The 23,078-nt window shown below is 38.2% G+C and carries 17 protein-coding genes; 13 read left to right on the top strand and 4 right to left on the bottom strand.

The window, feature by feature from the left end; genetic code table 11:
• The first annotated feature begins 23 nt into the window (after positions 1-23).
• The 5 genes from PQO03_RS16865 to PQO03_RS16845 all read left to right on the top strand — a co-directional run bounded on the left by PQO03_RS16865 (position 24) and on the right by PQO03_RS16845 (position 9,391).
• Positions 24-1,565 (top strand): YifB family Mg chelatase-like AAA ATPase, encoded by a 1,542-nt coding sequence (locus PQO03_RS16865; RefSeq protein WP_274151925.1) that lies wholly within the window; start codon positions 24-26, stop codon positions 1,563-1,565.
• Positions 1,566-1,762: 197 nt separating this feature from the next.
• Complete coding sequence (locus PQO03_RS16860; protein WP_274151923.1) at positions 1,763-3,907, top strand: beta-N-acetylhexosaminidase; 2,145 nt, start codon at positions 1,763-1,765, stop codon at positions 3,905-3,907.
• A gap of 285 nt (positions 3,908-4,192) precedes the next feature.
• A complete protein-coding gene (locus tag PQO03_RS16855; RefSeq protein ID WP_274151921.1) occupies positions 4,193-6,130 on the top strand; it encodes a Na/Pi cotransporter family protein in 1,938 nt (645 codons plus the stop codon).
• 332 nt (positions 6,131-6,462) lie between these two features.
• A complete protein-coding gene (locus PQO03_RS16850) occupies positions 6,463-7,155 on the top strand; it encodes a response regulator (protein WP_274151919.1) in 693 nt (230 codons plus the stop codon).
• A gap of 124 nt (positions 7,156-7,279) precedes the next feature.
• Positions 7,280-9,391 carry a thioredoxin domain-containing protein gene (locus PQO03_RS16845; RefSeq protein ID WP_274151917.1) on the top strand — a complete coding sequence of 704 codons (2,112 nt, stop codon included), beginning with the start codon at positions 7,280-7,282 and terminating at the stop codon, positions 9,389-9,391.
• Here PQO03_RS16845 and PQO03_RS16840 read toward each other — a convergent pair.
• Positions 9,378-10,202 (bottom strand): HAD-IIA family hydrolase, encoded by an 825-nt coding sequence (locus tag PQO03_RS16840; RefSeq protein WP_274151916.1) that lies wholly within the window; start codon positions 10,200-10,202, stop codon positions 9,378-9,380. The two genes, PQO03_RS16845 and PQO03_RS16840, sit on opposite strands and share 14 nt — an antisense overlap.
• Positions 10,203-10,425: 223 nt before the next feature.
• On the opposite strand from PQO03_RS16840, the gene gcvH reads away from it, so the two are divergent.
• From gcvH to PQO03_RS16810, 6 genes are all read left to right on the top strand, one after another.
• Positions 10,426-10,788: a glycine cleavage system protein GcvH gene (gene gcvH / locus PQO03_RS16835; protein WP_274151915.1), complete on the top strand. Its 363-nt coding sequence runs from the start codon at positions 10,426-10,428 to the stop codon at positions 10,786-10,788.
• Positions 10,788-12,086, top strand: a complete 1,299-nt coding sequence (locus PQO03_RS16830; RefSeq protein WP_274151913.1) for an aminopeptidase P family protein — start codon at positions 10,788-10,790, stop codon at positions 12,084-12,086. The genes gcvH and PQO03_RS16830 overlap by 1 nt, the downstream gene beginning before the upstream one ends.
• A gap of 6 nt (positions 12,087-12,092) precedes the next feature.
• Positions 12,093-13,007 (top strand): aldose epimerase family protein, encoded by a 915-nt coding sequence (locus PQO03_RS16825; protein WP_274151912.1) that lies wholly within the window; start codon positions 12,093-12,095, stop codon positions 13,005-13,007.
• A gap of 204 nt (positions 13,008-13,211) precedes the next feature.
• The gene (gene tnpB, locus PQO03_RS16820; protein WP_274150714.1) at positions 13,212-13,523 is read left to right on the top strand and encodes an IS66 family insertion sequence element accessory protein TnpB; all 312 of its coding nucleotides are present in this window, start codon (positions 13,212-13,214) and stop codon (positions 13,521-13,523) included.
• A gap of 46 nt (positions 13,524-13,569) precedes the next feature.
• Positions 13,570-15,042 carry an IS66 family transposase gene (gene tnpC / locus PQO03_RS16815; RefSeq protein ID WP_274150713.1) on the top strand — a complete coding sequence of 491 codons (1,473 nt, stop codon included), beginning with the start codon at positions 13,570-13,572 and terminating at the stop codon, positions 15,040-15,042.
• 394 nt (positions 15,043-15,436) lie between these two features.
• The gene (locus tag PQO03_RS16810; RefSeq protein ID WP_274151911.1) at positions 15,437-15,955 is read left to right on the top strand and encodes a hypothetical protein; all 519 of its coding nucleotides are present in this window, start codon (positions 15,437-15,439) and stop codon (positions 15,953-15,955) included.
• 5 nt (positions 15,956-15,960) lie between these two features.
• On the opposite strand, the gene PQO03_RS16805 is transcribed toward PQO03_RS16810, so the two are convergent.
• Positions 15,961-18,411, bottom strand: coding sequence for a TIM-barrel domain-containing protein (locus tag PQO03_RS16805; protein ID WP_274151910.1), 2,451 nt, complete (start codon positions 18,409-18,411; stop codon positions 15,961-15,963).
• A 17-nt stretch (positions 18,412-18,428) separates the two neighbouring features.
• Positions 18,429-18,860: a protein-tyrosine phosphatase family protein gene (locus PQO03_RS16800; RefSeq protein WP_274151909.1), complete on the bottom strand. Its 432-nt coding sequence runs from the start codon at positions 18,858-18,860 to the stop codon at positions 18,429-18,431.
• A gap of 250 nt (positions 18,861-19,110) precedes the next feature.
• Here PQO03_RS16800 and PQO03_RS16795 point away from each other — a divergent pair, with 250 nt between their 5' ends.
• Together PQO03_RS16795 and PQO03_RS16790 are read left to right on the top strand one after the other, a co-directional pair.
• Positions 19,111-20,505 (top strand): 5'-methylthioadenosine/adenosylhomocysteine nucleosidase, encoded by a 1,395-nt coding sequence (locus PQO03_RS16795; protein ID WP_274151907.1) that lies wholly within the window; start codon positions 19,111-19,113, stop codon positions 20,503-20,505.
• A 171-nt stretch (positions 20,506-20,676) separates the two neighbouring features.
• On the top strand, positions 20,677-21,822 hold the full coding sequence (locus tag PQO03_RS16790) for a serine/threonine protein kinase (protein ID WP_274151906.1): 1,146 nt from the start codon (positions 20,677-20,679) through the stop codon (positions 21,820-21,822).
• 202 nt (positions 21,823-22,024) lie between these two features.
• On the opposite strand, the gene PQO03_RS16785 is transcribed toward PQO03_RS16790, so the two are convergent.
• Complete coding sequence (locus tag PQO03_RS16785; protein ID WP_274151904.1) at positions 22,025-23,077, bottom strand: 2-oxoacid:ferredoxin oxidoreductase subunit beta; 1,053 nt, start codon at positions 23,075-23,077, stop codon at positions 22,025-22,027.
• Position 23,078 lies beyond the last annotated feature (1 nt).

Here is a 23,078-nt window from a genome sequence, read left to right as displayed (position 1 = left end):
TCTAGATAATAGAGGAGTATGGAATGAACTTAGCTAAAACTTGGTCAGTAGCTCTAAATGGAATAGAGCCTTTTTCACTAGAGGTTGAAGTTAGTACAAACGACGCCGCAGGAAGTGATAATTTCCTAAGTATCGTAGGTGTACCTGATACCACTGTGCGGGAAAGCAAAGAGCGCGTACGCTCAGCAATTACGGCAACGGGATTTCATTTCCCTAGAGGTTCCACAACAATATCTTTAGCCCCTGCGGGAATTAAAAAATCAGGCTCAGCTTTGGATTTACCCATTGCCATGGCCTTGATAGCCAGTTGTGATCCTAATTTTCCCAGTGCATTTTTACATGAGACTATATTTATCGGTGAGTTAGCATTAGATGGCCGAATTCGATCCGTAAACGGCGCTTTAGCCATGGCTTTGCATGCGCGTGAAAAGGGTTTTAAACAAATTTATATCGCTACTGAAAACGCAAAGGAAGCCGCTATCGCAGAAGGTGTAAAAGTTTATCCAGTAGAGAATCTAAGAGAGGTCTATCATAGTCTTCTGGGTGAAATTACTATTGAGCCTATAAAAACGGATCTCAGCACCTTATTTAAATCAGAGAATAATCATAACGCAGTCGATTTTGCTCACATTAAAGGGCAACAAGCTCTGCGTCGAGGTTTAGAAATCGCGGCTTGTGGTGGACATAATTTAATTATGATTGGCCCTCCAGGTTGTGGAAAAACACTTATGGCTCGTTCTTTTTCAACCATTCTTCCCCGCTTGGACTTGGAAGAAGCACTCAAAGTCACTCAGATCCATTCAATAGCAGGGACTCTTGAAGCTCATCAAGCATTAATTACTCAGAGACCCTATCGCTCACCACATCATACCGTATCAGAAGCAGGGCTTCTTGGAGGCTCGTCAAATCCACGTCCAGGGGAGGTGAGTTTAGCGCATCGTGGCGTTTTATTTCTCGATGAGTTACCCGAGTATAAACGAAGTACCTTAGAAGTTTTACGTCAGCCCATGGAATCTGGCGATGTCCAAATATCACGCGCTAGCGGTACTTGCCGTTTTCCTGCGGATTTCACCCTCATCGCAGCAATGAATCCATGTCCCTGTGGATTTTGGGGCTCTTCGCAAAAAGAGTGTCGCTGTAATAGCATGCAGATTCAGCGCTATAGGAATCGCATTTCAGGACCACTTCTAGATCGAATTGATTTGCACCTAGAAATTAATCCATTGAGTCAAGAAGAGCTGATGACTAAAGCCAATGGTGAAAGTTCTTTATTAATTCGCGAACGAGTTGAGAAGGCAAGGGCACTCCAACACCAACGTTTTGGCAATAGTCGAACAAACTCTAGCTTGAATACTAAAGAGCTTGAGGATGTCTGTGAATTGGATCAAACTAGTCGTCAACTGCTACAGCAAGCCATTAATAGCCTCGACTTATCAGCCCGAGCCTACGATCGTATTTTGCGAGTGTCGCGAACGATTGCCGACCTAGAGGCGAGTGAATCTATCCAAGCTGAACATATTGGGGAAGCGATTCAATACCGCAGTCTAGATCGTAAGCTTTGGTAAGTCGTAGGTCCGTAAAATATAATTGCTTGGGCATATTATGATCATTGATGACAGTTGTCAAAATCTTTCTATTTAGGAGGCTTTGAAAGCAACTTTAGTTTGTTAAATTCTAGCATGTGATATATTGCAGTGAATTACGAGACCGAGCGTAAATTATACATAATATATATTATGCGACATTAATAGACTGAGTAAATATGAGTGTTATAAAGAGATTTATCCATAAACGTGCCCAAGCTTATACGCAGATTAATATTTGCCCTCAGGTGCAGGATATTTTATTGATGGATGGTTATTTTAAATTTGAGTCTTCAATTCGGCTTGATTATGAAGGCAGTCCCAAGGATTTAGTGTATAGACAAATCACTGATTTGTTAAGTGAAGCTGATATCAACATTCATAATGAGGCTAATCATCGTATAGTTTTTCAAATTAAGGCCATGGAACGGGAATGTTATGAGCTAGAGATCCTAGCACACACAATTAGAATTTCAGCTGCGGATAATATTGGCTTTTTGTATGCTCTCTATAGCCAGAGACAAATATGGCCTCCAGATTTAAGTCAATTAAAAGGAAGTCAGATCCCCTTGTTAATAATCAAAGACTTTCCTAAGTTTTCGTGGCGTTCATTTTCATTAGATTGTTCTCGACAATTTTTCCCCATTGAAACTCTAGAAAAGCTTTTTGACTTCTTAGCTTTTTATAAAATAAACATATTTCACTGGCATTTATGTGATGATGAAGGCTGGCGTTTAGAGCTGGATTGCTGGCCTGATTTAACTCTTAAGGGAGCTTGGCGTGGACCTAATGAAATATTACTGCCTGATCGTGGTTCTGGCCAACATCGTTATGGTGGGTTTTACACAAAAAACGAGATTAGAGAACTCATTGGCTATGCGCAGGATCGAGGCATTGAAATTATTCCAGAAATAGATATACCTGGGCATTCCTTAGCCATACTTAATTCCTATCCAGAAACACGCTGTGACAACATTTCTCAAGCTTTACTAGATAAAGGAGTTAAACTCAACTCTCTCTGTCCTTCAAGACCACAAAATCTCAATTTCATTGAAGAAATTTTAAAAGAAATTGCCAGCCTATTTCCTTCTGATTATATCCATATTGGCAATGATGAAGTCGAGAGAGCTCATTGGAATAACTGCCCTTCTTGCTTAGCCGCTATGAAAGATAATGGATTTGAATCAAGTCGTCAGCTACAAGACCTATTTTTTCGCAAAGTTCATAAAGCGGTGGAATCACTTGGTAAGAAAGTTCTCGCATGGAATGAAAGCTTACAAGACCCCCTACTTCCACAATCAACTACTATTATGTCATGGGAAGGTATTGAGCCTGCGAAAGAAGCCGTTAAACGAGATATCCCCGTCATCCTTTGTCCTGGCGAGTTTTGTTATATTGATATGGCACAAGGTGCTTTTGAGAGAGGTCATTCTTGGGCGGGGTTCTTGGATATGGAGAAAGTTTATAGCTACGAACCTTTAGAAGGTATAGATAGGCCCGATTTAATCAAAGGATATGGCATCTGCCTCTGGGCCGAGTACTTGGATAAGAAAGATTTTATTTGGGAACAAATATTCCCTCGACTATTAGCTGCAAGTGAAGTAGCCTGGAGCCATCCAAAAAGTTGGGGAGGCTTATTTAATCGCTATAAAAATTTCCACTGTCAATTTTTGAAGGATCAAGAGATTCCATCACGCCTAAATAAGCCTAAACTCGTTTATAGGGACAGTATAGTTCAAGTAATCAAAGCGCACCCCAAAGATATCGTCTATTATACTACTGATGGTTCGCAGCCAAATGAAGACAATTCTATATATGAACGCCCTACTCAAGTTGCAATTCCCAGTCTTTTTAAAGCTAGGCTTTTAAGTCCCTGTATGTCTTGGTCTGATGTGAGTTCGGTCCCCAATTTTGATTTCATTCAGAAAAAACAGTATTCACATTACCCTTATGAGCTAATTACTTACCGCAAAGCGCGCTGGCAAGAGCCTGAGAGTAATGCGGGTAAAGGTAATCGAGATTTATATGTTTGGGTGCCTACGCCCTATATGCCTGGTGAGTTTATTGACTTTAAATTTAAAAACACACTCCAAGCTGAATGTTTAGAAATTCGTACTGGTGTGCCCCAAACATTGCGAAGTTTGGTAGAAGAAGCGGACCTACTCTATTCATTTGATGGACTTCATTTCCAGAAGCTCACAGAGTTTAAGCATGGTACTGCTGTAGCTCAAATCAAATTTTTTAAAATCAAATTTTTACGCATTCTCTTTAATAAAGAACAGAGTGAATGGACGGCAATCCAAGAACTGCTTATTAAAGCTTGATGCTCTTTGGAGATTAGAGATGGAAGTCTCATTATTCCATGAGCATTCTAGCAGATTTACTTTGACAATTTTGATCTATGAAAGTCATTATTTAATGAATCCAAAATTATCGGGCGATAAAAGTAGTTTTCCCATAGAAGTCATTTGAATTTTATTTCAAGTCCTGTTATTATCTCACGCTGAACCATGTTTTAACAGTTATATAATGATTTATTAATAATAATGATTCTATAGGTCGGAGTTTAATAAAACTGAGATGACGATGAATCACAAAACAGGAAGAAAATGAAAAAATTCTTACTTTTATCCACGCTACTCTTTAGCGTGACTCTCTCCACTTTTGCACAAAGCGAAGTTAATCCCTCACAAGTCGTTCAAACTGAAGTCAAAAAACTAGAAGATAACACTTCTAAAGAAATCAACCCAAAACTTGAATCTATAGAAAGCACTGAAATAAATGACACTAAAGATCTTGACGTAGCCAAAAAAGCGAAGCTTAAGCAAAAATATATTAAGCTCGACTCAAAAATCATTCAAAAAATGATCTTCTCTCTCTTAGGTGGCCTAGGTATCTTCTTATTAGGTATGCGCTTCATGTCTGATGGTATTCAGAAAGTCGCTGGACCTTCCCTCAAAAAATGTATCAAAATGGTAACAAACAATAGAGTCCTTGCATGTGTAGCGGGTGTTTTCCTTACCGTACTCGTTCAATCATCTTCAGTAACAACGGTAATGGCTGTTGGCTTTGTCAATTCGGGGATCATGGCCTTGCAGCAAGCTATTGGTGTTATTTTAGGGGCCAATATTGGAACAACTGTTACTGGTTGGGTTATTGCTCTCAAAATCGGTAAATGGGGACTGCCTATTCTCGGTATAGCTGCATTTACCTACCTCTTTAATAAGAAAGAAAAAGTTAAATTCATCTCTATGGCAATCATGGGTGTTGGTATGGTTTTCTTCGGCCTTGAGCTTATGAAGAATGGCTTCAAACCAATGAAAGAATTACAAGAATTTGAAAAAGCTTTCTCTTATTTTAGTGCCAGTACTTATATTGGAGTACTCAAATGTGCTCTGGTGGGTTGTTTCCTCACGGTCATAGTTCAATCCTCTTCTGCTACTCTCGGTATTACAATTGCGCTGGCCACGACGGGTGTTATTCCTTTCGAAACTGCAGCTGCACTGGTTCTTGGTGAAAATATTGGTACGACTATTACAGCTTTCCTTGCTTCCATTGGAGCCAGTGTGAATGCAAAAAGAGCCGCCTACTTCCATATCTTCTTTAACTTAGTCGGTGTATTTTGGATCACTTTAATCTTCTCACAATACATGGATTTCATTACTTGGTTCATGGGTCGCTTTAAAGATATTACTGATATCAATGCTTCTGCAATTGAAATTATCGATGGTAAAGAAGTTTTAACTTTCCCCTACATGACTGCCGGTATTGCTATGGTTCACACCATTTTTAATGTCGCCAACGTATTGTTCTTCTTACCTTTCACGGCAGTTGCTGCTAATATATTGAACAAAATTGTCAAAGACAAAAAGGTTATGGGAGATAAGTACCTCACAAACCTCGACTTCCAGATGTATGATTCTCCCTTCGCCGCTATTGAACAAAGTGCGCACGAAATAAAGAAAATGGAACACAAATCTGATCTTATGCTCATTGACCTCAAAAACTTCATAGAAGGTACTGGAGATAGTAAAAAACTTAGTCGTAATATTTTCCGTGTTGAGGATATCTTAGATAAAGTTCAAACAGAAGTGACTGACTTCCTTACTGATGTCATGAGCCAAGCTCTTAATCATGATGAATCAGAAGAAGCCAAGAGACAACTTCTTCTCGCCGATGAGTATGAGTCTATTTCAGATTATATCATGACTATTGTTAAACATTTCAAGCGTCTCGAAGATAATGATTTATCTTTCAACGATATGCAAAAGAAAGAGATTCTTGAACTTCATGAAATGATTTCTACCTTCTATAAAAAGATCCAAAATACAGAGAAGAATGATCAAGCCATCCACTCTGAAGCCTCAATTCGATCAGAAGAGATTACTGCAGAGATTCGCAAGTACCGTTCTAATCACTGGGAGCGCCTCTCTGACGAGCGTATGGATCCATTGCTCAGCACAACCTTCACTGATGTGATTAATTCATATAGAAAAATCAAAACTCTTATTCTCCACGTTGCAGAAACTCGTGCGGGTATAAAGTAAGCTTTTAAACAATTTTCATAAAAAGACTTGAACTTCGGTTCAAGTCTTTTTTTTACCCCGTGAGTGGGGATGCTCATTCAAGGTGATAAACGATGCTTTTGGTATGATTTAACCGTCACTGTTTACACCGGCGGTTCTGTTAAATTATGCTTAGTATTTCAGTTTACAGCTGTCGAAAAGCCTCTCGCAGACTTAATACTTTAAAAACAGAATTAATAAGCACCTAATTTAAGTGCTCATTTGAATATTATCATGGTTTCCACTCGAAAATATTAAACTCAGCTCTATTGTTTATATATAGTATATATTGCGAATTTGGGAGTAAGGTCACTATGAAGAAGAGTATTTTAGTTGTTGAAGATGAGCTCGTAACTCAAGAGCTCATAAAGCACGCACTTATTAATGCTGGATTTGATGTAAAAATTACATCAAAGGGAAAAGAAGCCATTCAGATAGCGGAAAATGAACATCCGAATTTAATTCTTTTGGATGGCATGTTAGATGATATTGATGGAACAGAAGTTTGCCAAGCACTGAAAAAGCACATTTCGACGTCAAGTATCCCCATTTTTATGCTTTCTGTTCGTTCTGATGAAAACCATCAATTGACGGGATTGGAACTAGGTGCAGATGATTATATCACAAAGCCCTTTAATCCAAAGATTTTAGTAGCCAAAATCAATGCTGCTTTTCGTAGAGCCCATTTGGACCACACAGACTTTAGTAGTGATGATGTAATCACTCACAAAGGTCTAGTGATGAACTTAGCTGACTTTTCGGCAAAGCTCGATGGAACCCTACTTAATTTGACTCCAGTTGAATACAAATTACTTTTCTTTCTCTGTAAGCACCCTGGTCGCGTTTATTCACGTGAAGCCATTTTAGAAAAAATTCGAGGTGAAGACGTCATTATTACGGAAAGAACTGTCGATGTGCATATTCTCTCGATCAGAAGAAAAGTCGGTGAGTTTGCCTCTAATATTATGACTGTCCGAGGTATAGGCTATAAAGTAGCCGAGGAATAAATTACTAATACATTTTTCTGATAAACACTTGTGTAAGCTTAGTCTCACAAGTGTTTTTTTATATATTTAATTGAGGTGCCTGCTTATCAAACTCTTCCTTGTATTCATTAGCTACTTAAGTTTCATGAGCTTTGCAGATAATGAAAATCAGACGAAAAATCGCCTCGGCCAAGAATCGAGTCCCTATCTTTTACAGCATCAATACAACCCTGTAAATTGGTATCCTTGGGGACAAGAAGCCTTCGATACTGCAAAAAAACTCAACAAACCCATCTTTTTGAGCATCGGTTATTCCACATGTCATTGGTGTCACGTTATGGAGCACGAATCCTTTGAAGATGCTGAAGTCGCAAAATTGATGAATGAAGCTTTCGTTTGTATAAAAGTCGATCGCGAAGAGCGACCCGATATAGATAATGTATATATGGCCGTATGCCAAACCTTAACTGGATCTGGTGGATGGCCACTCACGATAATCATGACACCTGAGAAAAAACCTTTTTTTGCAGGGACTTATTTCCCCAAGAAGAGTCAGTCTGGACGAATAGGAATACTAGAGCTCATACCTAAAGTTAGCGAATCGTGGAGTTCCGACCGTAAAAAAATAGAAGACTCGGCTGAGTCAATAGTAAAACATATGCAAAACACGATTGGTACCAGTGATCAGAAAAGTGTTTTAGATAAAGATGTTTTACAGAGATCTTTAAACTACTTCAAGAAGAGATATGACCCAATCAATGGAGGCTTTTCGACGAAACCCAAATTTCCCTCACCACATAATTTAAGCTTACTTTTACGTTTGTATAAAAACACGAATGATCCCGAAATCTTAAAAATGCTTGAACTGACATTAAGAAAAATGCGCATGGGAGGGATTTACGATCAAATAGGCTTTGGCTTCCACCGTTATTCCACAGATGAAGAATGGCTACTTCCCCACTTCGAAAAAATGCTCTATGACCAGGCCATGCATATTATTGCCTATACAGAAGCTTGGGAAAACTCTAAAATTGAAGATTTTAAATTAACTGCCAAAGAAGTGATCAAGTATGTCGCTCGTGACATGACTTCGCCTAAAGGCGCTTTCTATTCTGCCGAAGATGCTGATAGCGAAGGTGTGGAAGGTAAGTTTTATGTTTGGAGTAAAAGTGAAATATTATCTATTCTCGGAAGTATAAGCGGAGAGCGCTTTTGCGATTTCTATAAGATCAGCTCCAAAGGCAATTTCATTGACGAGGCTAGCGGCCATACTTCCGTAAATAATATACCTCACCAAAACTTGAGAATCACTGAATATGCAAAAGCCAATAATACAGTGATCGAAACTTTGAGCCTGGATTTAGAGAACTCGAGAAAGGTCTTATTTCGCCATCGTGCTAAGCGTATCCATCCTTTAAAAGATGATAAAATATTGACCGACTGGAATGGCCTCATGATTGCGGCCCTCGCAAAAAGCGCGCGTGCCTTTACAGATGATAGATATACTGAAATGGCACAATCTGCCGCCGATTATATCTTAGACCATGTAAGCGATGCTAATGGACGTTTACTCAAACGTTCTCGTCTAGGAAAAGCTGGCCTACCCGCTCACTTAGATGACTACAGTTTTTTTGTTTGGGGTTTATTAGAACTCTATCAAACTAACTTCGATCCAAAGTATCTTGCTCATGCTATTCGTCTCAACCAAATGATGATAGATTTATTTTACGATAATGCGAATGGCGCTTTTTTTATTACTGCAAAGGATGGTGAGCCACTTATCGTACGTCCTAAAGAGATCTACGACGGTGCCATTCCGTCGGGCAATTCAATTGCAGCCTTAAATCTCCAGGTAATCAGTAAATTGACTGCTCAGACGAATCTATTAAATTATTCAGATTCCATCTTTGCGAGCTTTGCAAAGCAAGTCAATAAATATCCTCCTGGCTATAGTCAATTAATGACTGCTTGGGACTTTAAAACTGCGGATAGCTATGAATTTGTTATAGTCGTCAAAAAGGATATTTCGGAAGCCAATGAATTTCTAACTTTGATCAATTCTAAGTTTTCACCTAATAAAGTTGTTCTCGTCAAAAAAGAACATGATCCAGAGATGGATAAATTAGCTCCCTACACAAAAAACATGGTAATGATCGATAATAAAGTGAGCATCTATATTTGCCAAAATTATAGCTGTAAACAACCTATGAACTCCTTGAGTAAAGTTAAAGAGTTTTTATCTTCTATCCAAAAGTGATTAAGTAGTCTTCGTCAATGGGTTTGTCATCTATAATAGTTTCTAGCTCTGTCACTGACAATTCACCCAGGCTGCCAATAACTTTATCTGGCATGAATGAGTAATTTTTCATTTCTTCTGCAGAGGCTCTACCGCTCATGACCATGATACTATAATAACCGAGCTGAATCCCACCATAAATATCATTATCCATGTGATCTCCAATCATGACTGTAAAAGAGGCTCTCATCCCCAGTAACTTGCGAGCAGACCTAAGCATCAGCGGACTGGGTTTTCCTAAATTTAAGGCTTTTTTATTAGTCTCATCTTCAAGTAGTTTTACGATAGAACAGCAACCACTACGTAAACCAAATGCTGTAGAGCGCTGGTTATCCATATTGACCGTAACTAATCGAGCTCCTTCATTCAAAAATTTAATCGCTTGATCAACAACCTCTAAGCTGTAGTCTCGTCCTTCACCCACAATTACATAATCCGGCTTATCCTCTACAATCATAAGATTATTTTTTTCTAAAGCCGTCAATAAGCCTCCACTTCCCAACACATAGACTCGAGCATTCTTTTTCTGTTGTGCCAAAAAACGTGCAGTGGCCATTGCACTTGTGTAAATCTGTTCAGTTTTTACTGCTAAACCTAGATCTTTTAAATGCTGGGACATTTCACTTCGTTTTTTTAATGAGTTATTGCTTAGGCACATGAAGGGGATATTTTTCTTTACTAATTCATCAACAAATTCAGCTGCTCCTAACATTAAACCCGATGGATTACAGAGCACTCCATCAATATCTAAAAGAACTCCAAAGCGACTCATAATGATATTCCTAAAATAATTAAATTTACATATGTAAACACAGAGCTATAAACTGTGCGAGAATGAAGCGATTTACTTACTTAAACTAGTCCTTGTTTTTAAGTAGTTTCAAGTTTAATGAGAATTAAAGCTAAAAAATATTGTAGTCTTAGTTAATACATATGGCAGGTCAAAACTTTTGAGTTACTTTAGGAAAACTAATAAATAACTAAATGGAACAAAGATGAAATATTTTTCTAAAGATCACGAATGGGTCAATCTCGAAGGCGACATCGCTACTATTGGTATTTCTGTACATGCAGCCGCCGAATTGGGCGATGTAACTTTTGTTGAATTGCCTGAGACAGATGAAAGTGTCGATGCAGGCGCAGCGGTAAGTGTAGTTGAATCTGTGAAAGCAGCTTCAGATATCTATGCACCTGTAGCCGGAACAATCATTGAAGTTAATGAAATTTTGGAAGACGAACCAGAAATTATTAATGAAGATGCCGAAGTTAAAGGATGGATCTTTAAACTGTCTGGTGTAAGTCAAGCTTCTGTAGAAAAACTTATGACTGCGGAACAATACGCAGAGTTTATTAAGTAATGATCCCTAGCTCAGCTCAACTTAGAGCTTGTGCTCAAAATAGAAAAAATCTCCTGGCAAATTATGAGGATGAAATCCTTATAATTCCAGGAAATTTTTTACGTCAAAAAAATTCAGATGTCCATTACTTATTTCGGCAGGACTCGGATTTTAATTATTTGTGCGCCTACCCTGAAGCAGATTCAATACTTGTTTTGGATACTGCTAATCAGAGCTTCACCCTCTTCGTCCCACCTAAAGACCCACTGAAAGAACTCTGGGATGGTCCACGCCATGGTATAGAAGGGGCAAAAGATCTATTTGAAGCTGACCAAGCCTATTCTCATAAGGACTTAGCAAAACAGCTTCCCCATTTAATTGGGAATCGGAAAGTCTTATATCACCTACCACATTTCCTTAGTCCTTTATTGGACGAACTCAATATTCTACTCGAAACTTATAGTGAATCCATGAGTAAGGAAGGGCTGAGAACTCAGATCCACGATTTGCGGATTATAAAAAATGACTTTGATTTAGATTGTATGAGAAAATCGGCTCAAGTTTCTTCAATGGCCCATAAGCACCTTATGCAATCAGCTTCAAAATACTCAAATGAAAGTCAATTAGACGCAGAGTTTCGCTATTTTTGTGCCATGAATGGTCAGCCCGACATGGCCTATCCGCCGATTGTTGCCGCCGGTGCCAATGCCACATGTCTACACTATATTTTAAATGATCAGCCTTACAAAGACTCGGATTGTATCCTTGTCGATGGCGGAAGTTCTTATTTGAACTATGCGGCTGATATCACTCGAGTATTCCCTGCCAAGGGAAAATTTAGCCCTGCAGCCAAAGAATTGTACCAAGCCACTTTACGGGTTCAGAAACAAGTATTCGCCAAGATTAATACCGAGAGTTCTTTATTTGAATTAAATTCTCTGACTCAAGAGCTTTCTTGCCAAGAACTTTGTGATTTGGGAATCATTAAAGCTTCATTTGAAGAAGCTATGGAGAAAAAACTTTTTAGAACATATGTGCCTCATGGCGTGAGCCATCATTTAGGCCTAGATGTACATGATGTAAGTGACTCCTCCTTCTCATACCGTAATACAGGAAAAGTCTCACAACTTAAAAGTGGTATGGTAGTGACTATTGAACCTGGTATTTATATACCTAAGAATGACCAAACAGTTGATCCCTATTGGCGGGGAATTGGAATTCGCATAGAGGATGATATTCACGTCCTCGAAAATTCATACGAGAATCTAACTGCGAGCTGCCCTAAAGAAATTGATGAAATAGAAGAACTACAAAGCTAATATAATATGAGTAGAATATTAATTAGCTTGATCACCTGCCTGATAATATTATCTTCTTGTGCTCCTGTATCTGAAGCTATACTCGAAGAAAATTATTGGGAAGAGAACGGTAGTTACAAGGATCATTCATGGCAGATCATAAAAGATGGTGAAAGAATCACTCTCGAAGTCGATAATGAGCTCTATCAACTCTATCCAGAGATAAAGATTGCCAATATAGAAATTAAGCGTTGTGGAATTAGCTCTACTGGCCCCGCAAGCACAGATCATCAGTTTCAAGTTTTTGAACATGGGGCCATATATAAAAAAGCGCCCTACTCATATAGATTTAAGAGAAATAATTCTCTACATATCATCAGCTTGAGTAAGGAAAAAACGACTCAAGGAGAACTTCATTTGGAGAGTTCCTTTAGCTTTAATCTAGATAGTCATACTATTGAGCTCAAAGAAGTCATTAAAAATCCAAGTGATCAGGTACAAGAAGTTCAATTCTCCTACCTTATCAAAACTCCTCCATCCACCACTATCTATCCTAATTACAAAAGTATATTTCCTCTCTTATCATCAAAAGAAAGTGACTATGTAAATTGGGATAACACTAAGCCACTACCTGCTATAACTGCACTAAACTATGACAGCGATCAGTTACTCCTTCTTGAGACCGGAGACAAATACCTAAGTTTTTCACAAGACTCACTGCCATATATATCAGTTCTTAAAGAAAGTTATATCACACTGGGAACTAGTTACTACCAAAACCGTAGTCACGAAAGAAAATTAGGTAGAGTAGGAATTCTAGAAGCTCATGAAAGTAAAACTTATCGGACAAAAATAAAGATTTTACATGATATACCTAATACCCCTATCAAAGCTATCGCAGAACCCAAATTCGAATCGCTAGATAAACTTCTAGTTCAGTAGTTTTATTGCACACTGAATTAACTCAGACCATATACTAAAGTCCTGTGGATCTGCTTTGGTTTTAGTTTTTAATAAACACTAGCTAAAATATTTATACTTTGTTTTTAGCTCCTAAAGACATAGCTATTAAGGTAAAGGGCAATTTGAACCATATCCCGAGGGAGAGTAGTTGAATTAGAGTCTGGGCTTACCCCAGGAGATACAATGTTAGAATATTTTAAAGATCGTAAGTTAAAACTACATCCCGAACCCGTGAACCTCCGCAAAGGCTTCAATGGCTTAACCGCGTTAAGTAATCTGGAAAATCTCTTTGCAGGAGATGTCTACCTTTTCATAAATCGACGGCGTAATTTATTGAAAGGTCTCTACTGGGATGAAGGTGGTTTTTGTATTTTCAATAAACAGTTGGAGCGCGGAACTTTTAGCGACATGTCCGAAGCTAAAACTGAGCTTAGTTTTCGGGAATTTCTGCTAATGATCCACTGCTGTAAAGGGGCCTATTTTAAGATCAAATAGCCTGGTTTTATAGCTGAAAAATCATGGGGTTATGCTATATTATTTCATGACTAAAACTATCTCAGACCTCACCAAAAAAGTTGTGTTTTTAGAAGAGGAAAACACCTATCTAAAAGCCCAGCTGTATGGTCGTAAAAAAGAGACTGTAGTCTTTGATAACTCAGATACTTTTCCTGAGTGGACTGAATACCTTAAGGATCTGGGCGATTCAAATTCACCAGAAAGAGATGAAGAACCCAAAGTAAATACCCTAAAAAAGAAGAAGAAACGCAAGCCCTTTACGCATTTCAATTTCCCTGAGAATGCTGAACGCGAAATTAAAATCATTGATTTGCCCGAAGATGAAAAAGTTGATCCCATAACTGGTGTAGAACTGAAACTCATGGGATTCGATACATCAGAAAAACTTGTTTATGTTCATGGTCGTTACAAAGTCATAGAGACTCGTGTACGTAAATACAATATTCCAAATAAGCCCAAGGCAGGAGTTATCTCCGCTCTAGTTCCCAGCCATCCGATAACAGGCTGTCGTGCTGATGTGAGCTTGTTGTCACATATACTCATTTCAAAATATGCCGACCATTTACCTCTTTATCGTATCGAAGAGCAATTCAAACGAGATGGACTTACTATTGCGCGACAAACGCTTTCCAACTGGGTTCTCCAGTTAGGAAAAACTCTCCAACCTTTAGGTGATTTATTACGAGATCAAATTTTAAACTCATCAAGAGTTTTTACAGATGACAGCCCTGTTAAGCTTCAAACAAAAGGTAAAGGTAAGCTTCAAGAAGGTCGGATTTGGGTTTATGTCGGCGGCGATGGTCCAGACCCTCCTCTCGTTTGGTTCGAATTCACCAAAGACCGTTCACACTCCCATACATTAGATCGAATGAAAGACTTTCAAGGAGTTTTTCATGCCGATGCTTTTGCTGCGTATGAAAAAATGGATAAGCTTGATGGTATCGATTGGCAGGCTTGCTGGGCTCATGCCAGGCGTAAGTTTTTTGACACACCCAATCCAAACGAATTCTGTAAACAAGTGCTTATTTTGATGGATAAGCTCTTTGAACTCGAACAGGATGCTTGGGCGCTTGGTACTTCGGCAAAGCGACAGAGCTTTCGCAATAGGAAAACAAAGCCTTTTGTTGAAGCTCTATTAAAGACGATTCAAGATCATTACTACAAAGCATGTGAGCCCAAAGGCAAACTTAAAACGGCAATGGAGTACCTACTTAAACGGCAAGAAGCATTTAAAGCTTTTCTTGCTTATCCGGATGCTCGCATAGATAACAATGTGAGTGAACGCGCTATTCGTCCGCTTACTATTGGTAGAAAAAACTGGCTTTTCTTCGGCAGTGAAAAAGGCGGCCAAGCGGCTGCCAATATCATCTCCTTAATCCAGACTTGTCGTAAGCTGGGTATCAATCCAAAAGAATACTTAGAGGATGTGCTCAGGAGAATCATTGATCACCCAAAAGAAAATTTAATGGAACTCCTACCACAAAACTGGAAGAAATAGACTTTTTTTCGAAATAGGCATTCAAATATTCAGCTCAATTGACGCTTACCTATTAAGTCACTGTGAATTGATTCAGACAGAACCTATTCCTCAATCACAGGGCTTCTAATTAATCCATAATCACTCTTTTCATCATGTTATGATCTAGGAATCGTAAATAAAACCATCATAATTATTAATATTTGGTTAAGTTTGTATTTTATTCAGTTTAAATTCGCATACATTAATGAAATATTAATAATTAGAAAGAGCGCTAAAACAAAGATGTTTAATGACAATAAGCCAAAAACACAAGGACATTTCTATATAGAATTTTTACAGATTTAAAAAATCTACTCAAATCATCTATCTACAAATGAGCATTGATCGTTTATAAAACTTTGGAGTTATTAGAATGAAACCATTAAAAAACCACTTAATCAAATCAATAATTAAATCTCAAAATACGCAATCAGCAGAAGAGTTAATTAATCTAGAAGAACGGTCTAAATTAATTTTCCAAAACTATAATAAAATTCATTACTTGGTTAAAAAGAAAACTCAAGGGATTAAAGCTAATTTAACCCGCCTAGTAAACTCACCTCAACATTATTCTGAAATTCTCATTGATGCCCAGGCACTTAAAGTGACTATTGATGACTTGAAAGAGTCTAGTGTTATGGCACATAAAAAACATCACCGCTACATGTCTCGAAAACAAAGAGACTACTATGAACTGATGATGAATTATATTAGAGCTATTTCTTTATCTGTTGAAATCATTATAGATAAACTTCAGGTAGTTATTTTACGAAAACAGGGTTCAAACCACCCCAAGACTTCTAGAACTCATTCTAATATCACGAATAGCTATTATGCCGCATCACGAAGGAATTGTAATAACATCACAAAAAAATTAAGTATCTATAGTTAAAATGACTAAGCTAAAACCTGGACATCTAGAATATTAAGTTTAGGAGATGACTTTTTCAATTTCCCTGATTCATAATTGAGTTTAAAAACTTCAAATTCACCTTCTTTATAAGCCCATCCATCTCCTTCGTCTACATAAATACTCGTGCTTGCAGCGCCATTTTCATCAGGGTTTATAATTAAGTCTAGCTTATAGGGATTTTGTGCCTCAGTATAATTCACGCTTTCCCCAAGAGCTAAAATGGCTCCCTCTCGCAAATAAACACTGGCTTGGTACTGATCATCTAAATCGCCTTCTACTAGTGAGATTCGCTTCCACTTACCTTTGGGGAAACGTTTAGTTTTATCCCAGTTAGGAACAATAAGTAGATCATCTCCAAGTAGAAATTTATTTTCCTCTTTTCTGAGCGAACGATTTGTGAGATCGGCAAAAAATGCGGGCTGCATAATTCCCATACCACTACTCTCTGCTCTCCAAAATAAGCTGTATAAATAAGGTAATAAACGATAGCGGCGTTGTAATGATATCCGACAGGATTGCTCTATAGCCTCGCCAAAAGCCCAAGGTTCCTTGCGATTAGTTCCTTTAGATGAATGTCCACGCATGAAAGGATAAAAGACACCTATAGCCATCCATTCTGCAAATAAACTAGCATTGGCATCTCCTGCAAAACCACCAAGGTCAGGACCTACAAAAACTTGCCCTGACAGAGATAAGTTTAAACACATTGGCGTTGCTAGCTTCATGTGTTTTTTTGTTGAACAGTTATCTCCTGTCCAAGTCGCCGCATAGCGATGTCCACCTAAATAATTAGCTCGAGTGAGTACGAAGGGACGTTTATCTTTCTGGGCCATAAGCATGCCTTCACGACTAGCTTTAGCCATGAGCATTCCATAAGCATTATGATAATTACTATGTGAGTCCGCTTTCAAGGTCGTATCATTAATTCCTAAGCCACCAGAATGTTTAACTTGATCAGGCGCCGTCATTTGAGGGCCCCCACCAAATACTGCAGGTTCATTCATATCATTCCATACCCCATCTATTCCAAAGGATATGAATTCAGGAAATAGTTTTGACCACCAATCGTTACACTCTTGATTCGTAAAGTCGGGAAAGGCGCAAGGTCCAGGCCAGACATTGCCTACAAACATATTATCTACCGCAATATCTTTTAGAGCTTTAAAACTCTCTCCATTGAACATGATTTGATCTAAACAATAAACTTGATTCTCTTGGGGATATTGAATTTTTAAATATTGTGCTTGAGTTTGCCGCGTCGCTTTAATGCTGTGAAGTCCACCTGAGACATGGGCTTTTTCTATGCCCAATAAGTCCCATTTTTTTGAATCTCTTGAAGTATAAACTTTGTAATTTTCGGGATAATCTAATGACCAGTATAGATCTACTGTTAAAACTTCACATAAGGCCGCTAAATCAATCATTATCTGAACTTTAGTATTTTCTTTTGAAGCCTGCCAAGATTGACTAAGATCTCCATCGATCAGTGAATTTACATAATCATTATTTGAACTAGCTGTGACAGTGGCCTTAAATACTTGAGACTTATGCCTAGTTTCGGCATCTACTTGGAGATAAAATCCCTTTTTATGGAGTTCTTCGTAGATAGCATAATCCTTTTCGATTTTCACTCCAGGATCAAGCATCCACACTGTTTTAAAATTGTTTGCGTGTGCATAATCATTCATTGCTTGAGGATCAGGAAAAGCTTTTGAATCAAAAGTAAAGATCTTGTACTTATCCATGTAATCAATATCAAACCAAATTACATCACAGGCTAAGTCACGCTTACGGAAATTATCAATAATAGATTTAGCTTCCTGATCATCCATATAGGAATAACGGCATTGTTGATATCCCAAAGCCCATTTAGGTGGCAAGGTGATTTTTCCAATCAAATCAGCTAGCATTTTCAGGACCCCTTGGGGACTATTCGCACTTAATACAAAAACTCGATGAGCCTCACCTTCGAATTCAAAACAAACTTTATCTTGACGTAGATCTATTTCCCCACGACTATGGCTGTCTGCTAAAAAGCCGTAACTCTCACCCTTGGGGCCAACGGCAAGCACCCACGGGTGTGCTTGATAAAGGTTCTGCCCTTGCTTATACATAAAGTTATCACGATTATAGGCCGCTAAAACTTCACCATTCTTTCGTAGTTTGCCCAGTTGCTCTCCAGCTCCATAAAAATCATAATTTTTTAAGCAAGGAAAGACCGTCCGTTGACGTCGCGGAAAAGTTCCTTCTTCATTAACTTTTGACATCGTGATATAGGCTTGCTCGGAAAAAGAAAAAGTAGGACACATTTCAAAATCAGAGGGCAGTGATTTGTTGGCCTTTATATCTTTAATTACGGCAATAGATGATCCTGAACTGATATTTTCTTGAGGAGAGAAAACAGCGATATCATCAGTGTATAAAAATGAATGCATTTACGGAAATCTTTGACTTACAATGAATTTAAAAAATCTTCTTGAGTTTTTGTAGCTACTGCTCGTGGATTGATCTTTCGCATAAAGCTTAAAACCTCTTGAACACCTTGGCCTTTAGAGATGTAATATGCGGCCAACATTGTCCCTGCTCTACCGTTCCCACCTTTACAATGCACAGCTAAAGCTAAGCCTTCAGATTTCATTTCATCCACAAACTTAACAAAGTCTTTGACTTGATTAAGCGAAGGCGCTTCATCGTCTTCAATGGCACTCCAAAAGCATTTTAAACCGTTTCGCTCATACTCTTCCAAATTGTCTTTGCCTTCTAAAAAAGAAGCTACAGCACCGAGTCCTTCTTTTTTTAAGTCGGGGATAGATTCTATGGGGGGCTTTGGCATTCCACCAAGTTCATTCTCTTCTAACCACCAAATTTTCTCAGTATGTGACATTTTATACTCCTGTAAATATTATTAAGATGAATGAATTTATAAGACGGTGTGAGATTGACTAATGCTCTCTTATAAAAAGTGGCTTTTTTAGCGCAAGTAAACAGATTAAGCTGACCTTCTTGACTCTCATTATTTAAATAAATAATAAAATCACTTTTCAGTTTATCATCAAGAATAAGCCAGAGACTTTTTCCCTATCAAGAAATGAGAGTATAATAGCAAAATTATAATTTTATTTCAGGACTCAATTATGCCTTCACCTCGTACTCGTGTGGCCATTATAGGTGCACTTCCAGAAGAACTGGAAAAACTTAAAACTTTACTGAGCGACATCAAAGAACTTCAGCATGGACCTTTCCAATATCAGCAATGTAAGTTCGAAGATATTGACTGCCTTTTAAGTCTTTCTGGAATAGGAAAAGTGCAAGCCACCATGCTTGTTCAGCATATCTGTGATACATGGAAGCCCGATTACTTTATTTTCACTGGGGTTGCGGGTGCACTCAATAAACAGTTTGATACTGGTGATGTAGTCATTGGAACAGAATTCATTCAGCATGATTTAGAACTTAATGCTTTGGGTTTTGAACGTGGAGAAATCCCCTACACGGGTGAAAAAGTTTTTCATGCCTGTGATTTTTTAACTAAGATGGCCACCTCATTCAAAACAGATAATCATAAAATCTATCAGGGTCGAATCCTTACTGGGGATCAATTTATTACTCATGACCACGTCAAACCTTATTTCACCGATGAGTTAGCAGGTGATGCGGTTGAAATGGAAGGTGCTGCCCTCGCCTTTGTTGCCTCTAGACACAAAGTCCCCTTCATTGTACTTAGAACAATCTCCGATCGCGCTGACGGCAATGCTGCGTGCGATTTTAACACCCTGCTTCCTTTGGTTGCAGATAACTCTTGTTTCATGGTTAAACATATCCTCGAAAGTCTTCACGAAAATCAAAAGGTCCCAGCTAGATATGATGCGGTAAAGTTAGAAATCGCAGATTCCGCAAAGAAGCATCAGCGTACTTTAGATGATATCCAACTACTGACTGTAAGTAAAAATCACCCTGCCGATAAAGTCTATGCTTTATACAATCACGGAGTCAAAGAATTTGCAGAAAATCGCGTTCAAGAAATGATTGAAAAAGCTCAGGATTTACCCAGTGACATTCATTGGCACTTAATTGGTCCACTACAATCAAATAAAGTTCGCCAAGCCATTCAAGTAGCTCAGACTATCCATTCCGTCGATAATAGTGCTCTCGTCCAACGCATTAGTCGTATTGCTGGAGAAGAAGCTAAAACAATCAATATCTTCATTCAGGTAAATCTCACGGGAGAAATTCAAAAGAGCGGTATTAGTTCCCTTTCCTTAGAAAAACTTTTAATTGAATGTTCACAACTCGAGAATATTAACTTATTAGGTCTCATGACGATGGGACCTCTGAGTGCGAGTAAAGACGAAAATCTAAGCGTGTTCAATGAATTAAAAGAGCTCAGTGTACTGCATGAAAAATATTTTAGTGATAAAGCAAAACTCAGCATGGGTATGTCTGGTGACTACGAAGAAGCCATTGCCTCTGGAACAAGTATTTTGCGTATTGGTAGTGCGATAATGGGTACAAGACAGTATGAACAATAATTTGATTAGTATATAGCTAAGTGAACTATGATCCCAAAATCATCATAGTCTTTAGAATGAAAAAATGAAAATCCACCTCAAATCAGAGCTGATAGAGCTCTTATTTAATAGTTTTTTTACTAATCTATGCTAGAATTTAAAAGAATTTAAAATACTTATTTGGAAACTGATATGCTCATAAAAGTATCATGCCCTTCATGTTCAGAAATGTTTGCCGCAGACAGCGCAGAATGTGGTCATACTGTAAATTGTCCTAGTTGCTCTAGTGAATTCCCGATTCCACTTCAAGAGTCTTTGGAAGTTGGCAACATCATAGATGATCATATAATTAAAGAATTTATAGGTAAAGGTTCTATGGGTTTTGTTTATTTGGCAGAACACCTACTGATGAACCGCCAGGTAGCTTTAAAAACTATTAGCCCTGATCAACTACATGCCGAAGGTACTGTTGATTTATTTATCAAAGAAGTACAAAACTCAGCGGCTTTACAACACCCGAATATTGTCACCACGTATAATGCTGGTTGTAAAAATAACATTTTTTTCATTACGATGCAATATGTAGAAGGCTCAGATCTTTCTGACATAGTCGATAAAGAAAAAAAGCTCAATGAAAAGAAAAGTTTTCAATTAGCAAAAGAAATTGCTCAGGCACTATCCTATGCCTGGAACGACCACAATATGATCCATAGGGATATCAAACCTGAAAATATACGCTACAACACTAAAGGACGCTACCTCGTTATGGATTTTGGCTTAGCTATGCAAGGTGGTATCGATGATTCTGGTTACATAAATGGCACACCCGATTTCATGAGCCCTGAGCAAGCTACAATGAAAGAAGTCGACTTTCACACGGATATGTATTCTCTTGGTTTAACAATGATTTATGCTTTAACTGGAAAGAGAGTTTTCCAAGGGACACCACAAGAAGTCTTACAGATGCAAGTATCTGCTCCAATTCCTTCTTTAAGTGAGCTCGCACCTAATCAGAAATTCTCCGCTAAGATCCAAAATATCATCTCAAAAATGACTGCTAAGAATCCTAGTGACAGATACGAAAGCTGGGAGCAGTTAATATCTAGGCTTGATAAAGCTTTGGATAATGATGCTCCACAGAAACCTAAGAAGAAAAAGAACCCTAATGCTATCAAAGCCAATAAAGCTACTGTTCAGCATACTCAAGCAGCGAATAAATCCATAAGACGCCAAAGTGGCGGGATGGCTTTCCCTGTTTACGTTTTCTTTTGTATAATGGTCTTTGTTTCTTACTTATATTATATAGGGCGCATACCCGACTTCCTTAATTTGATGTAATGAAAATCATATCAAGTCATTAGTATAAAATTTAAAAAGGCCTCTTCTAGAGGTCTTTTTTTATGAAAATAAAGGTCATGAAGTCACGAGTCCTGAAGGCTTGCGCTATTTATTAACGAAAGCGGATCACCTGCTTTGAAATTTTATTGAAGACAAAAAAAAGGCCTCACATGGAGGCCTTTTTTGAATGATGTAAAAAAGCTTACGGAGCGAAGCTCGTAAACAGTTCTTCTATTGGATGAGCGTCACTCTTCACTTCCCATGAGGCACTGCCATCGAGGAGTTTCTGTAGATCACCTACACCATGCTTTTCTTTTACATCTTCACTTTGCTGGATAACTGCATCGTTATACACAGGTCTTTCAACCTGACGTAAAATACCGATAGGAGCTGGTATTGCTTCTGATTGGATATCAGCGAGGATTTTGGCGTAAGTTGCATTAGTCTTAGCAATATCATGTGTTATGATATCATCTTCATTGACGTCAGCTACTTGACGAACAGCAAGTTCTAAACCATCAAAAACTAAGCATTTATCTTTTTCTTTACCAAAGATAAGTTTTTCGCCATCCATTAATTCTACAAGACGTTCACTACGAATTGTTCTTTCAAGTACATTATCATGTGCACCATCATTGAAAATCACGCAGTTTTGATATATCTCGACAAAAGAGAGGCCACGATGTTTACGAGCTTCGGAAAAGACGTGCTGCATATGCTTAGGATTAGTATCATAAGTACGTGCGACAAAAGTTGCACCTGCACTCAAAGCAAAAGCTAATGGATTGAGAGGCTGATCTATTGAACCATAAGGAGTCGATTTAGTAACTGTATCTACTTCAGAAGTTGGAGAGTATTGTCCTTTAGTTAAGCCGTAAACCTTATTATTAAATAATAGAACAACCATATTCACATTACGACGAATAGCATGTAAAAGGTGATTACCACCGATTGATAAACCATCACCATCACCAGTAACTAACCAAATATCTAAGTCCGGATTTGCAACTTTCACACCCGTTGCAACTGCAGGTGCACGACCGTGAATAGTATGAAAACCATGGGTATCCATATAAATTGGAAAACGGCTTGAGCAACCAATACCTGAAATAACAACCTGCTCTTCCTTTGGACGACCAAGATCGGCCATCGTTTTTTGCACAGCCGCTAGAATGGCATAGTCGCCACAACCTGGACACCACTTAACAAGCTTATCAGATGTGAAATCTTTTTTAGTGTATTTTTTCTCAGACATA

Origin of the sequence: Lentisphaera profundi, assembly GCF_028728065.1 — a bacterium.
GTDB lineage: Bacteria > Verrucomicrobiota > Lentisphaeria > Lentisphaerales > Lentisphaeraceae > Lentisphaera > Lentisphaera profundi.
The sequence above is the reverse complement of the archived record's forward strand: the minus strand, read 5'-3'. Positions and strand labels throughout refer to the sequence as shown.